The organism is Mesobacillus harenae (genome assembly GCF_013343715.1).
Classification (GTDB): Bacteria; Bacillota; Bacilli; order Bacillales; family Cytobacillaceae; genus Mesobacillus_A; species Mesobacillus_A harenae.
This window is the reverse complement of the sequence record NZ_JABUNR010000001.1, coordinates 187,275-202,613: the sequence shown is the minus strand read 5'-3', so window position 1 is coordinate 202,613 and position 15,339 is coordinate 187,275. Positions and strand designations below refer to the sequence as shown.

The 15,339-nt window shown below is 39.8% G+C and carries 13 protein-coding genes; 6 read left to right on the top strand and 7 right to left on the bottom strand.

The features are described 5' to 3' along the window. Positions 1-531 precede the first annotated feature (531 nt). Positions 532-1,584, bottom strand: a complete 1,053-nt coding sequence (locus HRJ06_RS00920) for a GNAT family N-acetyltransferase (RefSeq protein WP_242035095.1) — start codon at positions 1,582-1,584, stop codon at positions 532-534. A 1,298-nt stretch (positions 1,585-2,882) separates the two neighbouring features. On the opposite strand from HRJ06_RS00920, the gene HRJ06_RS00915 reads away from it, so the two are divergent. Beyond that, complete coding sequence (locus tag HRJ06_RS00915; protein ID WP_174727324.1) at positions 2,883-3,434, top strand: hypothetical protein; 552 nt, start codon at positions 2,883-2,885, stop codon at positions 3,432-3,434. Between the two features lie 169 nt (positions 3,435-3,603). Here the strand turns inward: HRJ06_RS00915 and HRJ06_RS00910 are convergent, their stop codons facing one another. Beyond that, entirely contained in the window at positions 3,604-3,744 is a 141-nt protein-coding gene (locus tag HRJ06_RS00910; protein ID WP_174727320.1) for a hypothetical protein, read from the bottom strand. A 230-nt stretch (positions 3,745-3,974) separates the two neighbouring features. Continuing rightward, positions 3,975-5,663: an NAD-dependent malic enzyme gene (locus HRJ06_RS00905; RefSeq protein WP_174727317.1), complete on the bottom strand. Its 1,689-nt coding sequence runs from the start codon at positions 5,661-5,663 to the stop codon at positions 3,975-3,977. A gap of 330 nt (positions 5,664-5,993) precedes the next feature. Between HRJ06_RS00905 and HRJ06_RS00900 the strand changes: the two genes are divergently transcribed. Further along, on the top strand, positions 5,994-6,866 hold the full coding sequence (locus HRJ06_RS00900) for a LysM peptidoglycan-binding domain-containing protein (RefSeq protein WP_174727312.1): 873 nt from the start codon (positions 5,994-5,996) through the stop codon (positions 6,864-6,866). Between the two features lie 127 nt (positions 6,867-6,993). On the opposite strand, the gene HRJ06_RS00895 is transcribed toward HRJ06_RS00900, so the two are convergent. Then, positions 6,994-8,058, bottom strand: a complete 1,065-nt coding sequence (locus HRJ06_RS00895) for an NAD(P)/FAD-dependent oxidoreductase (RefSeq protein ID WP_174727309.1) — start codon at positions 8,056-8,058, stop codon at positions 6,994-6,996. Between the two features lie 264 nt (positions 8,059-8,322). On the opposite strand from HRJ06_RS00895, the gene HRJ06_RS00890 reads away from it, so the two are divergent. The 4 genes from HRJ06_RS00890 (at position 8,323) to HRJ06_RS00875 (ending at position 12,119) form a co-directional block, all read left to right on the top strand. After that, positions 8,323-9,168, top strand: a complete 846-nt coding sequence (locus tag HRJ06_RS00890; protein WP_174727306.1) for an ABC transporter ATP-binding protein — start codon at positions 8,323-8,325, stop codon at positions 9,166-9,168. Next, positions 9,119-10,042, top strand: coding sequence for an iron-hydroxamate ABC transporter substrate-binding protein (locus HRJ06_RS00885; protein ID WP_174727303.1), 924 nt, complete (start codon positions 9,119-9,121; stop codon positions 10,040-10,042). The genes HRJ06_RS00890 and HRJ06_RS00885 overlap by 50 nt, the downstream gene beginning before the upstream one ends. Before the next feature lie 65 nt (positions 10,043-10,107). Further along, entirely contained in the window at positions 10,108-11,115 is a 1,008-nt protein-coding gene (locus HRJ06_RS00880) for a FecCD family ABC transporter permease (protein WP_174727300.1), read from the top strand. Then, the gene (locus HRJ06_RS00875; protein WP_174727296.1) at positions 11,112-12,119 is read left to right on the top strand and encodes a FecCD family ABC transporter permease; all 1,008 of its coding nucleotides are present in this window, start codon (positions 11,112-11,114) and stop codon (positions 12,117-12,119) included. The genes HRJ06_RS00880 and HRJ06_RS00875 overlap by 4 nt, the downstream gene beginning before the upstream one ends. A 148-nt stretch (positions 12,120-12,267) precedes the next feature. Here HRJ06_RS00875 and HRJ06_RS00870 read toward each other — a convergent pair whose 3' ends face one another. The 3 genes from HRJ06_RS00870 to dctP are packed head-to-tail and all read right to left on the bottom strand — an operon-like array spanning position 12,268 to position 15,324. Next, positions 12,268-12,768 (bottom strand): TRAP transporter small permease, encoded by a 501-nt coding sequence (locus tag HRJ06_RS00870; RefSeq protein WP_174727293.1) that lies wholly within the window; start codon positions 12,766-12,768, stop codon positions 12,268-12,270. Between the two features lie 21 nt (positions 12,769-12,789). Next, complete coding sequence (locus HRJ06_RS00865; RefSeq protein WP_174727290.1) at positions 12,790-14,145, bottom strand: TRAP transporter large permease; 1,356 nt, start codon at positions 14,143-14,145, stop codon at positions 12,790-12,792. A gap of 39 nt (positions 14,146-14,184) precedes the next feature. Next, a complete protein-coding gene (dctP, locus tag HRJ06_RS00860; protein WP_174727288.1) occupies positions 14,185-15,324 on the bottom strand; it encodes a TRAP transporter substrate-binding protein DctP in 1,140 nt (379 codons plus the stop codon). Positions 15,325-15,339 lie beyond the last annotated feature (15 nt).

Genomic DNA, 15,339 nt, shown 5'->3' with positions numbered 1-15,339 from the left:
TATTTTCCACTTAGAGTTTCTACATATTTTAATTATGCTAATACAAAGTATGGTGAATAGAATAAAGCCTACTGTTCTTAACTGCCCTTCTAACGGACCCATTCTATTCATAATTAAAACTAAGATGGAAAATAAGGTTAAATGGACAAAAAACCAGTTACTATCTTTTTTCAAGTAAGCTCTGATACTTTCCAAATCATTATAGCCTCCTGTTGTTTATCCATTGATAATATATATAGAATAAAACTTAATAGATATTTCTACTTTCCCTAACTATGCAACCAAAAATGACAATTATATTGCAGGTTAGTATTCTCTTTTAATAGTACAATTTTTTATTATCCAGCATAAATATTGATGCAATAGCTGTGCCGAACCAGTTATATATCCTTAAAACTCTAATTAATAAGGTAAATGACGTGTGCGATTCACACGCAATTTTTCATATCATTTATCAATAAAGCATCCGAAAAAGCAGCTTTTTAGAACTCCACCCCGTGCTTCTTTGTTACAATTTCAGCTTAATAATCTTTATTTGCTTAAACTGTAGTAATCCATCGTAGAAGTAGTTTCAAAACCACAAGATTTGTATAGGTTCAGAGCATTCGCGTTTTCAGCTGCCACCTGGAGCATGATTTCGCTTGCGCCAACCTCCCTTAATTTTTCAATCGCCATCAGAAGTATGGACCTCCCGTACCCTTGTCGGCGGTACTCTGGTAAAACTCCCAGCCCAAATATCGCACCAAGCTTAGAAGTTACTTGAAGGTTCACCTTCCCAATAATTTGCTGGTCCTTTTCAGCCAGGTAGCAAGGCATCCCTCTTTTTTCCTCTTCTTCTGGCAGAATCAAATCCTCCAATTCTATGTTTTCTGGTTCACCTTCTCCAAAATAGATAGCGTTTTGCCGCGCAATTTCCTGCGCGTCAGCATTGGTTGCGTTTCTGAGGTTGATGCCGGATGACTCCATTGGCTGCTGAACATTCTGATTCAAATACATTTCATATTCGGAATGAGCGTACTTTGCCCCAGTTCCAGCTATAAAATCTTGACCTGATTCAGACTTCCGGTCACTTAGCAATAACATGCTCCCAGAATTTCTTTGTTTCCCTTCAGCCAGGACCAGCTCACTTAGCTTTTTAAAAACCCCTTGCCCTCTGTACTCAGGATGGACCATGCCATTTACTTCCCACGGGCCGCCAAAGCTTGAAACTCCAATATAACCAATGAGGTCCTGTCCGTTAAAATACATGAATTCATTTAAGTCTTTTATATTGCCCTTTTTTCCATTGCTGGCTCCTAGCTTGTAATCCAGCTCGAGTTTCAGAGCTGTCTTGTCTTTTTCGATACATAAATTCTCTAGTTGAGCGATCAATTCATAATCTTCTCCATCAATATGTTCCTTAAGCTTAATCCATGGATTCTTAATGGTTGTCATGCTTGCACCTCTATAGATAGAATAATTTGCTAATTTAATTATATGGCAGAATTCTCCTGCTGAATACAGCTTTAAATAGAAGATTCGAAGATTCAGAAAGCTTTGCAGCGGACGGTTTGCTTGATTAGAATCACAAATCAAAAAAAGCATAGGTACCGTCCTAAGGGTCGGGTCCAGATGAATAAATGTTATAAGAAGTGATGTGTGTCCTTGCAACCTTCATTTTTTCTTTCCCTAACGAGGCAGCTTAGTTTAAGAAGTTAACAATCCAATTTACCACTTTCGTTGTATTATTTCCTGTAAGACTAGTATGTAAAATTTAAATTACAAGGAGGGTTCAGAAGGACTTAATGAACATTTATTAAAAGGTTGGTGGGTTATGAGTAATAATATTAGAAGACGCAACTTCAGAAAAAGCGATTATTTAATTACCTACATAGTAGTGGCTCTGTTTTTGATGATGTCAATGCTTCCACCAAGAAATATGTTAGAGGCATTGATGTCTCTCGCTATTCCTCCATTAATCCCCGCTTTGATAATAGGAACTATAACCAACCTTGTGTTTAGGACCAAATAATCATTCCCCCTAAAAGAAAGCAATTAAGGAATGTTGAATTAATGGTTATTATATTAAAATAAACCTCACGTTCCTTGTCCCCATTTCCCCCTGAAAATCGCAGAATAATTGGACCAATTAATGCAATAGCGAAACAATTTCGCGCTCCTGCCTTCTGTTGAAAACATAAATTCAAAAAATCCTTTTACCATCGGACTCACACACGCTCTCTTAGAAGTTCATTCCCCATTCGTTTAAGTGCGTTTTCCAACGTTGGATTCATATATTTTAATGCTGGGTTAAGGTGGAATATAGCCTTCTGGTTACACCAGTAGAGGGGCAGCTAGTTGTATTACTATATGTAAAGGAGTTGATTTAGCTATCAAAAAAATAAATGTGTATAAAACTATTTTAATCATTGTTTTATTGTTCCTTTTTAATGTTGCTGATCCCAATATATAAAGAGTATGCTGAGGATTTTAATACAAATAGGATGTTAATTTACAGGTTTTTAGTTGCAGTTATATATTTTTTATTAGGTACGCTATTAGAGGGCGAAAGGATCCTGGACCTGGTTAGGAATCGAGATTATGTATTAAATTGGGGCAAATTTATTACCACATTAATATTAATTTCACTATTAATAATACCGATATCCACATGGTTTTTATGGTTTGGAACAGGTTTCCCCCACCGATATATTCCGTTTATACACCCCGAGATAAAAGCAATATTAACATTAGTATCTGGAATTTTATTAGTTCGATCACTTGAAAAGAGGTAATACTAATATATTTTCAGTCACCAAACGGGTTCAATAGCTGCATAGTAAGGCGGCGTTTTTTCTCATTCGACCATGGGAGCGATTTGCAAAAAAAAGGGGGGGAGATTTTTGAACAAGATATTAACTGTTATTTTCGCTTTTATTTTATCCTTATTAGTTGGATGCCAAAATGCTGGTAGTGGAAGTCTTGATACGACAAGACTAACAAAAGTAGAAATGCCTGATGTTACCGATGAACAAAGGGAAAAGATTCCTATCACTTATGAAGCACCTTCTGTCGAAGATGGACTTTCTGCATTGCCTTTTGAAATGAAACTACCTGAGAAACTTCCGTTTGAGGCAAAACCTTTCCTGCCACCTACCATTAACGATATGTCCCATAATGGTGAGAACTTAATGGTTGAATTTAAAACTTCCTCAAAGGATAATTCTGTAAAACCAATAATTTTAATGATTACTGCTATTAATAGCGAAGCTGAAATGGATTATTCTAATTCCGAAGAACTCAAACTTAAGCATAAAGTGACTGCTTACTATACAAACAAATCTTTATTTTTTTATGAAAAAGGTATCACTTATACTATTACTTATATAAATGAAGGACTTTCTAAAGAACAGCATAAAAAAGATCTAATAAATCTTGCCAACCAAATGATATAAAAATTGAAGACCCTGTTTATGGACTTATTATAGCTATAAAAAGCGTGTCAAAACTGTTGCCAGTTTGCACGCTTTTTTTGATAGCAGTTATGATTTTGCACCTCAAAATGGACTATGCTTCTGATCCTGCTCGACGCTATCAATGACAACTAACAAAGCGGTCAATTGATTAGCGTTTATGTTTATTCCTGCCTACATCATCATTTGGAGAGTTGCCAGTTCCATCCTTGCTCTTACTGTTTGGTGTTCCATAAATTTGATTATCTTTTGTAACCTTTGCGCCTTCTAAAAAATCATCCTTCGTTTTCATCCTTCTCAACTCCTCTTTGTTATGATCTTTACGACTACCTTATTGTTTATTTTCAAAGCCGGAAGTATACAATTTTTCCAGCAATGTAAAAAGCAAGAGTCTCCCCTTGCTCCTACATTCTCTATCTTTTCTATTTTTTACTTTTTAAAATTTAACATACCTATTACGCTTAAGGGCTTCTCATGCTTCGAAAATGTTGGAAGCACGGGAGCGCCATATGTTTCCCTCAATTAAATCCTAATACTTCTTATTTCCTTATATTCCGGCTGCCACATTGCTTCCCTAACTGCCTTTTCTACATCGTTGATATCGGTTCTGGCAATTCCTTCTGAGAAGGCTGCCCGGATGACTTCAATGGCTACTTTTTCTGAGACTTCCTGCAATTTGTCGACAGCAGGAAGGAGTGATGCGCCCTGCTTATCATTGCAGCACAGATCGGCAACAGAATTTGCGGCTGCAGTAAACATTCCCTTTGAGATGATGTCTGCTTTTGCCACGATAGCACCAAGTCCCAGTCCAGGGAAAATAAACGCATTGTTGGATTGACCGATCTCATAGGTAACACCATTGTATTTGACATCTTCAAATGGGCTGCCCGTTGCAACTAGCGCCTTCCCGTCTGTCCATTTGATTAAATCTGCAGGGACTGCTTCAGCAAGTGATGTCGGGTTGGACATTGGCATGATAACGGGATGATCCACATGCTTTGCCATCTCTTTGACAATCTCCTCCGAAAAGGCTCCAGCCTGTCCCGATGTGCCAAGAAGGATGGTTGGTTTCACCCTCTTAACTACTTCCTTGAGCGTAATAATGCCTTCTTCATTCCGTTCCCATCCTGCCACTTCCTCCGCACTGCGTAAGTATGGGTTTTGGAATTTCAGAACATCGGTATGATCCTCCGTTAATAGTCCCCTGTAATCGACAGCCCAGAATCGCTCATAGGCTTCCTCTTTCGGTAAGCCCTCAAGCGCCATTGCATCCACCATTTGATCGGCGTTGCCAATACCAGCAGCTCCCGGCCCGAAGACCACAATCCGCTGGTCCTTAAGTTCTTCGTCTGTCATCTTCAATGCAGACTTTATGGCCGCTAGTGTGACTGCGCCAGTCCCCTGAATATCATCATTAAAAGTAAGCGTATTGTCTCCATACCTTTCCATGATCTTGCGGGCATTTACATTGCCAAGATCCTCCCAGTGCAGCAAGACATCCGGGAAATTCTTTCGAGCTGCAGTAACGAAGGCATCGATAAACTCGTCATAACGCTCGCCACGGACTCGAGGGAACTCGTTCCCAATATAAAATGGATCATCTGCCAAGGCCTTATTGTTTGTTCCAACATCAAGGACCACCGGAAGCACCCGGCTTGGATCGATACCTGCTGCCGCAGTGTAAACAGCCAGTTTCCCAATCGAAATATTGATGCCGCCAACACCCTGGTCGCCAATCCCAAGGATGCTTTCCGAATCGGTTACGACAATTAGATCAACCCCATTTTTGGGATATCCCAGATTCTTAAATGCCGTTTCAATTCCGTCTAGATCATCGATTGATAAATAGAGTCCGCCCGGCCGCCGATAAACGTGGGAGTATTGCTCAATAGCTTCACCAACCGTAGGCGTATATATAATAGGAAGCATCTCGCTCAAATGCTCCTTCAGAAGCCGGTAAAACAGGACAACATTGCGATTATATAAATCATAGAGAAGCCCATTTTTGAACAAATTGGTTGTTCGTGCAGAATATTGCTCATAAACCCTTTTTACCTGTTCATCAAGCGTCATTACCTGGGGTGGCAATAATCCCTCTAAGCCGAGCTCTTCCCTTTCCCTTTTTGTAAAAGCTACACCTTTATTTAAAAAGGAATTGGACAGTATCTCTTTTCCTCTTAAAGTAGTCTGAATGACGTGTTTATCTGACATTAAGCTCCCCTCTTTCTTGTTGTTTATTAGTATGTATACCCGTTTCAAAAATGAATAAAAGCAGGCAACCGAAGCGAGCATACTGGGAAGCAAGGAGCGTTTCAACTGCATGCAAAAGTACAGAAAAATGCATCCTAACTCTAAAACTCTTAAGCTCATACTAACAAAGTTAGGGCATCTTCAGACTACATGGGGTATATATCGTGGCAGCAAACTGCCAGTCAGTTTACTACCGTTATTTTCAGCCCATTTTGTTTTTCAGAAATGAATTGGGCTCGTCCTAATGCATCTTTTGAAAGCTAATCACGTCATTATAAATGAGGTGATAAAATGAAAAAGATAAGACAGTTCGTGCTGTTTGCCGTATCTACAGTGTTAGTTGTTTCATTATTCTTTTTTGCAAATGGATTTGGATATGCGGCGGGTGATTCTATCATTATAAAAAAGGGGGATACCTTGTATAGCATATCAAAACAATACAACATATCTGTTCAGGAGTTAAAGGAACACAATGATTTAAAAAACAATACAATCAAGGTCGGTCAAAAATTGCTTCTACCTGGTTTAAAACAAACGGACCCATTGTATGTTGTAATGGCTGGTTCATTTGCGAAGAAAATGAATGCAGATAAGCAAATCTCTCTACTCAAAAAGAAAGGAATTGAAGCTGTTGCAGTAAAAAGAGTAATAACCAATCAGATTTACTACCGTATTCAGACTGGAGTATTTTCTGATAAAAAAAATGCGGAGAAACAAAGAGAGGTTTTGAGGAAACAAGGGATAAAAGACAGTTATATCTTAACGGATAAGCCTCTGCATATTAATGATGTCACTGTGGGCTCCATGTCCAGCCAGCTTGAAAAGCAATTTGGAAAACCAGCAAAAATAGAGGATTATATGAATATAAGATCTTTCTATTATAAAAAACAAGGTGCAGGAGTTCGTGTGAATTTCAATATGAACGACGGGTCCATATTCGGATTACAAGTCTATCCAGAATTTTTAAATTCAGATGCCATTCCAAAACAAAAAAGCAAAGTGCTGGACGTATATGGATACCCGAATGAAGTAACGAAAATTTCTTGCTACGAAAGCGCATCCTGTGAACAATTTATATATAAATTCAACAAAAGTAAGTTGGTTGTTCAGTTTGACCGTGATGGCAAGACAGTCCAATATTTAGATTTAAGCAAGCTACAATAAACAGCAATGAGACGGTTCTCGTGCTTCCAAAACTGAAGCACTGGAACCGTCTTCTCTGCTCCCATAGTTACCCCTACAATTCGTGGAACATCCTGTGAAACAAGAAATTCCGGGAAGTGACAGGCACCTATAGGGCTGGTTCTTTCAACATCATTTTTTTTACTAATTCACGATTTCGTTTTTGAAAGACTTCGTTGTGGGACGAGACCATAGCCGCTTTGTTTGCGGATGGTTGAATATATTTTTTTGCTTTATTCACTGCATTTGCTGCATCTTGGAAACAACCAGCTATTAAATTTAATTTTCCATCATAGCTTATAATGTCACCAGCTGCATAGACTCCATCGATCGAGGATTCACCAGACGAATTCCCGGCGATATAAAAATTATCTACCATCTTTATATCCATTGCACTATCCTTTAACATACTAGTATCTTGTTCATACCCGTGACTGATAATAACTTCATCAATGTTTAAGTAGGCAGCCTCTCCTGTTACTCGATCCGTTAATTCGACCTGTTTAATTCTTTCCTGATTCCCAGAGGCTATCAGCTTTGAAATGGATTTTTGCGGCAGACAAATAACAGAACTGTTCATAAGCTGAGTAACCTGTGCTTCATGTCCTGCCAGAGATTCTTTCCGGTAAGTGATATAAACCCTTTTAGCAATTGGCTCTAATTCATTCGCCCAATCAATGGCCGTATTTCCTCCACCTGAAATAATGATGGTTTTATCTTTGAACCGCATTAAAGATTGAACCGTGTAATGAATATTGGCTACTTCAAATACTTCTGCTCCTTCAATTTCAAGCTTTTTAGGATTTAGAATTCCACTCCCCACAGCCACAATCACCGTTTTTGTGTAATGCCTTTTTCCTGATGACCCTATCAGCACGAATATTCCATCTCGATTGCGGGATATAGACTCTACCTTTTCATTCAGCACTACCTCAGGACCAAAGGTTAATCCCTGCTCTACCAGCTGCTCGATCAGTTTTGCCCCGGGAACAGGCGTTAATCCCCCAATATCCCAAATCATTTTTTCGGGATATACATGAATTTTCCCGCCTAATTTTGGTTGATATTCGATAAGTTTTGTTTTCATCCCTCTAAGTCCACTGTAAAAAGTGGAATATAATCCAGCTGGTCCTCCTCCAATTACCGTAACATCGAACACTTCCTGTTGAGTCATTTCTGTCACCCCTTAAAATCACCGTAAATGATTATCATTATCAATAAGAATAAATGATTTTCACCTGTTATTCAATAAGAATTTTCACAAAACTTCGTTATCTTATTAAATCCAACTGCTTTTTGACACTTTAATAGCAAACTTACAAGGTCAAATATTTGTCAAATATTTAGATTGACTTTTCTAAAAGTGAGATTTATATTTAAATAGTGATCGATACTGATAATCATTTTCATTTAAATTCATTATTGGGGGTGATATAGAATGGTTCGCCTGTTTACGGATGACTTAAGCATTGGCTATGGTGAACGATTAATTGTTAATAATCTCAGTGTAACGATTCCTGATCAAAAAATTACCACGATTATTGGTTCCAATGGGTGTGGAAAATCAACCTTATTAAAAGCCATTACTCGAATCATTTCTCATAAATCTGGATCAGTCCTTTTAGACGGAAAAGATATTTCAAAGGAGAACACCAAAATCCTGGCTAAAAAGATGGCCATTCTCCCACAATCACCTGAAAGTGCGCCGGGATTAACGGTTGGGGAGCTAGTGTCCTATGGACGATTTCCGTATCAAAATGGTTTTGGAAAGCTATCGAAAAAAGATTATGAGGTCATTGACTGGGCACTTGAGGTAACGGGAACAAGCGACTATAAGTTTCGTCCAGTGGATGCCCTATCCGGAGGCCAGCGGCAGCGTGTTTGGATTGCGATGGCTTTAGCCCAGGAAACGGACATTATTTTTTTGGATGAACCGACGACCTACCTGGACATGGCACATCAGCTGGAGGTTTTGGAATTACTGCAAAAGCTCAATTACGAACAGCAGCGTACGATTATTATGGTGCTCCATGATTTAAACCAGGCTGCCCGTTTTGCTGACTACATCATCGCCCTAAAGGATGGGGAAATGGTTAAGGCCGGGTCTTGTGAGGAGGTTATTGTTCCTCAGGTACTCCGCCAGGTTTTTCAAATCGACGCGGTCATTGGAAAAGATCCACGAACAAATAAGCCGATGTGTATCACTTACAATCTATTAAAAGGAGAAAAACAACATGAAAAAAATATTAGCACCCTTTATGCTCATGCTAGTTCTGATTATTAGTGCCTGCGGCCAGGCAGATACTGAAAAGGCTGTAAGTTCAGCTTCAAAAGAAAATAAGCCAGAATTCATTACATACCAATCTGAAACAGGGCCAATTGAAGTTCCTGCAGACCCGAAAAGAGTCATCCTACTATCTGGCTTCACTGGTAATGTACTAGATTTAGGAGTTAATGTTGTTGGAGTGGATGTTTGGTCTAAAAATAATCCAACCTTTGCTGAACAATTAAAAGACGTTGAGGAAGTTTCGGAAGATAATCTGGAAAAGATTATTGAATTAGAACCAGATTTAATCATTGGCTTATCGAATATTAAAAACCTTGATAAGTTAAGTGAAATTGCTCCTACTGTTACCTATACATGGGGAAAAGTAGACTATTTAACTCAGCATTTGGAAATTGGCAAGCTATTAAACAAAGAAAAAGAAGCTCAAGCCTGGGTAGATGACTTTCAGACCCGTGCAGAAGCAGCAGGAGAAGAAATTCGCGCTAAAATTGGCAACGATGCCACCGTATCTGTCATAGAAAGCTATGGAAAAGACCTATATGTATTCGGAGAAAACTGGGCTCGCGGAACCGAAATATTATATCAGGCGATGAAACTGCCAATGCCTGATAAAGTAAAAGAAGTGGCATTGGAATCGGGTTATTTTGCCTTATCAGCAGAGGTATTTCCTGAGTATGCCGGGGATTATGTGATTCTTAGCAAATACTCTGATGCAGATACTTCTTTCCAGGAAACAGATACCTACAAAAACATTCCAGCTGTTAAAAATAACCGTGTATTCGAAATGAATGGCCAGGGTGCATCCTTCAGCGATCCAGTCACACTGGAGAAGCAATTGGAATTTTTCAAGAAGTCATTTTTAGGCAACTAAGGTACAAGGAGGAATTCTTTCTTTAGAATTCCTTTTTCTTTATTCTAGTAAAAGGACTAGTTAAGATGAAAAAAACTCAGCATTCTTCGCCATTTATCTACAAATTACTAGCTGGAATCCTGGTCTTCCTGAGCATGTTTGCAGCTGCCATGGTTTTGGGAGCCGCTGATATTACAGTTAAAGATGCATGGCTGGCTCTAACATCTTCCGCTTCGGGGGACAAAATTTCAATTATCCGAGATATTCGTTTACCTCGCGGAATTGCCGCTATTGTCGTGGGCGCAGCTCTTGCCGTTTCTGGGGCCATTATGCAAGGTATGACAAGAAACCCGCTTGCTGACCCGGGGTTATTGGGATTAACCGCTGGAGCAAATGCCGCATTGGCCATAACTATTGCCTTTATCCCATCAGCCAATTACTTTGTGACCATGGTGGCATGTTTTATTGGAGCTGCCATTGGGGCTATTCTGGTCTTCGGGGTTAGCGCCATGAAAAAAGGTGGCTTCTCCCCACTCCGGATCGTCTTAGCTGGAGCAGCCATTTCTGCCTTCTTATACGCAGTAGCGGAAGGTGTCGGCCTCTATTTTCAAATTTCTAAAGACGTCTCAATGTGGACAGCAGGAGGAATGATCGGGACGACCTGGGGCCAGTTAAATGTAATTATTCCCTTCATTGTAATCGGGATCCTCATTTCGTTTTTCCTTTCAAGACAGTTGACGATCCTCAGCTTAAATGAAGAAGTGGCTATTGGGCTGGGGCAAAAAATCACACAAATCAAAGCGGTTCTTTTTGTCGTTATTATCATTCTTGCAGGCGCATCGGTTGCTTTGGTAGGAAATATGGCCTTTATCGGCCTCATGATTCCCCATATCGTCCGTGTGCTGGTTGGAACGGATTATCGATTTATCCTACCTATGTCGGCCATAGCCGGTGCCACTTTCATGCTGTTTGCTGATACACTTGGCCGCACGATCCATTCGCCATATGAAACACCGGTGGTTGCCATTGTCTCAATACTAGGGCTTCCATTCTTCCTGATCATTGTTCGTAAAGGAGGAAAAGCATTCACATGATTCATCCGGCCTTAATAAAGAAACAGCGTATGATTTTGGGGATCTCCATACTGCTTATTCTCGTCACTATTTTTATCGGAATGGGATTGGGGTACTCGTCTCTATCCTATGACCGCCTTGTCCCAACCCTATTGGGACAAGGTACATTTAAAGAGGAATTTGTCTTGTTTTCTGTCCGCTTACCGCGGATTCTCATTACCCTGTTAGCAGGCATGGCCCTTGCTTTATCCGGTGCGATTCTACAAGGAATCACAAGGAATGACCTTGCTGACCCCGGCATTATCGGGATTAACGCAGGTGCAGGTGTCGCGATTGCTGTATTCTTTTTGTTTTTTCCAATTGAAGCAGGACCATTTGTTTATTTGCTTCCACTTGTTGCTTTTGGAGGAGCGATACTGACTGCTTTCTTGATTTATTTGTTTGCCTATAACAAAAATTCAGGCCTGCAGCCAGTAAGTTTAGTGCTTACCGGGGTCGGATTTTCCTTCGCCCTTTCCGGAGCGATGATTATCCTCATCTCATCAGCTGAACGCACAAAAGTCGATTTCATTGCCAAGTGGTTAGCAGGGAATATTTGGGGTACGGATTGGCCCTTTATTTGGGCCCTTCTCCCTTGGTTAGTGCTTCTTATCCCCTTTACATTATATAAAGCCAATCGATTAAATCTCTTGGGATTAAGCGAACCCGTCGCAATCGGAGTAGGGGTTTCTATAGAAAAGGAACGGATTATCCTGCTATTAACAGCTGTTGCATTAGCCGCTTCAGCTGTTTCCGTCACAGGAGGAATCAGCTTTATCGGATTAATGGCCCCGCATATGGCAAAAGCTCTAGTAGGACCAAGGAATCAATTGTTTATCCCTGTAGCTATTCTCCTTGGTGGCTGGTTATTATTATTCGCAGACACAATTGGACGCAATATTATTGAACCTAGTGGAGTACCCGCCGGCATCATGGTCTCTCTGATCGGTGCTCCTTACTTTGTGTATTTATTATTAAAAAAGTAAGGAAGCATAGGGTTATTCTCTTGCTTCCGGATAATGGATTAGTATCTCATCTTGAATTAAATTAAGAAAAACATACTCCCCAGAAAAATAGCCTATCCCCCAATTCGCTGTCATTCTAGCGAATCGGGAGACCGGCTCATATGGAAGATTAACTCTTTTTTGTTGCAGGCATCATGTTTAATAAGATTTCAATGGCTAATAATACAAAGCCAATAGGTACGATAAACAAAACCGGGTACAACGGGTACATGGCGCCTCCTGCTGGGAACGTTACGTTGGCAGCTAGCGCTTGCATCGCGTAATTCCAGGTATAGTAAATAAGCAGAACCATAATTAGGAAATCAATTAGTGATACAAACAAGTGGATCACATATTGAATCTTTGGAGAGAATTTTTCTACAATCATATCTAACCTTGGCATGATACCGGAAGAATATGTGATCGCCATTGCTGGAAATACAACTAAGGGCATAAGGTACTTTTGAATTAATTCATAATTTCCTGAAATGGATGAATTAAAAACGTTACGCAAAAATACGTCAATAGCGATGGTTACCATGATAATCACAATTCCGATAGCGCTAAGGATTAATCCGCTTGTTTTTATATAGTTAAAGCCATTCTTAAATTTCAGCAGTCCCCCATCCATCCTCTTCACATCCTTTTTCGGTTATTGTGACATGGTATCCGGCAGCCATGTTATTAATTGTGGAAAAATGAGTAATAAGGGTACCACAATTACACATATCATTACTGCGAATATGGTTGAATATCGAAATAAACGGTCTATTGGTGTTTTCGTTACTCCTGCTACCGCATACACACACATACCAACTGGTGGGGTTAATAGACCTGCTGCACCTACAACCCCGATTAACATCCCAAATTCAATGGCATCCAGTCCAATCATTTGAGCAATTGGCAGCGTTACAGGGACGGCCATCAATAAAACAGCTGCACCTTCCACAAACATAAATAGGATGAAATAGGTGATTAATAATAGAACGATGACTAGTATTGGTGTCCCAGCTAAAGGTTCTAATAGTGCTATTAATTTTCTAGGAATCATGGAAAGTGAAATGAATTTTGCAAAAACCTGTGCGCCAATCATAATCATCATAACCATACAAGTGATTCTCACCGTACTTCTAAGTGAGTTTTTGATAAAAGCAACATTTACTTTTCCAAGACAAATAGCTGCAATTAAACTAATTGCTGCACCAACGCCCCCTGCTTCCGTAGGTGTAAAAATTCCTGTATAGATTCCAATAAAGACAGAACCCATGATAAATAAACTGGCAATAAGTGAAATAACAAACTTTGAAGTTGGAATATCTTCTTCTGCATGAGCGGTTTCTTCTATCGCTGCAGCTTCTTCGCGAACGGAACTAGTTAATACTCTAGGGTCCACACTCGCTTTAGATCGATGGTAAAAAAATAAAGTGCAGATCACTAAAACTCCAATGGTTAAAATACCTGGAATAACGGAAGCCATGAACAGCTGGCCAACGGGTGTTTGCGTGATGGCACCATAAATAATTAATCCAATGGAAGGTGGAATTAAAGTGGCTAAAGAACCAGCGGAGGCAGCAACTGCCCCGGCCAGGTTCTCATTATATCCATGCTTCCTTAACTCAGGCACTGAAATTTGCCCTAATGCTGCTGAAATGGCAGATGCTGACCCAGATACAGCACCTAAAAACCCTCCTAATAAAATTGTGAATACACCCAAAATTCCAGGTTTTCCTTTAGATACTTTAAATAACATATGATAAAGGTATTTAACAATATCTGAGTACATAATAAATTCTGCCATTAAAATAAACAGTGGAATCGTGGTTAAGGCATAGCTGGCGACCCTTGTGTATGGCTCTAGCTGTAGGATTCCGGTTAAAGCACCGCTTCCACCGTAGAGGAACACTCCAACAATACCTGTAGCTAATAAAACTGTACTAATTTGTTGTCCAGCCAGCAAAAGCAGAAAAAACAATCCAAAAATAATGATCAAAGCTACTGACTCTGGCAAAAAGGTCACCTCCGGTATATGGCTAAGATTTCAGGATTCTTATTCTAGGTCCATTACTGCATCTGGTACCTTTCCACCAGCTTCCGTGATAATATCTCTCCAAAGGATTGCCGTTTGTTTACCAGGTTGACCATCAGCCTCCATGAGCTCAATCCAATCAAACCAAGTCTTTGACATTGCTGCCATGATATGGTCACGTGTAGCAGGATCTAAATCCCCTAACGTTTCAAATTCAACCTTACCTTCAACCTCGTCGTATACTTTCTTTTCTTCAGCCGACATCTTTTCATGTTGTTCAGTACCTAACTGTAATTCTTGTGCTGCATTATCTAATACCTTTTGTACATCATCAGGCAATGAATTCCACTTTTCTTCTTGCATTCCAAATACCGCGGAGAAGTGACCGATATAAGCACCTTCAAGAACATATTTAAATAATTCTTGATAGCCCCAGCCACCCCAATCACCTACAGCCATAAGTGTTCCATCGATGGTGCCGCGGCTTAGTGCATCATAGCCATCTGTTTGTGGCATACTGATAGGTGTTGCACCTACATTTTTTACATATAATTCGTTAAGACGTGAACCTGTTCTAATCCTTAAGCCTTGAATATCATCGATTGTATCAATATTTGTTCCTGTTGTTGAAAGGACGTATGCTGACCCTCCATTCATAGCCCATACTTTTAATTTGTTGGAGGTAAACTCAGACTCGGAGAATGTTTCTCCGTCTTGGAATTTAAAATCACCATAGATTAGTTCTGCAAAAGCTTTATTGAAGGTTTCCATACTCGTTTCGGCTAGCGGAAGCATCGTTACCTCTGATAATGGAAATCTACTTGGGTCGTATAACGGCATAATCGGTAATGCCACATCGATTGTACCTGCATTTAACGCATCGAATTCCTGCCCTAAAGCAACTAATTCTCCTCCAGCAAATAATTCAAATTCCACTTTTCCATTCGAATCTTTTTCTACTTTATCCATCCAAGGGATCAGGAGGGATGTCATCCAAATGTGATTCTCGGGCAGCCCTGTTGAAGCCCGTAAAACAATTTTTTCTTCTCCTTCTTCTGCTCCTTCCCCACTTGTGAAAGATGGCGAAGATTGTTCAACCTGACAGCCTGCAGCCATGAATAATACGATTAAACTTATCAGAAATAATGTAAGTTTTTTCATAATAACCTCCTAAAT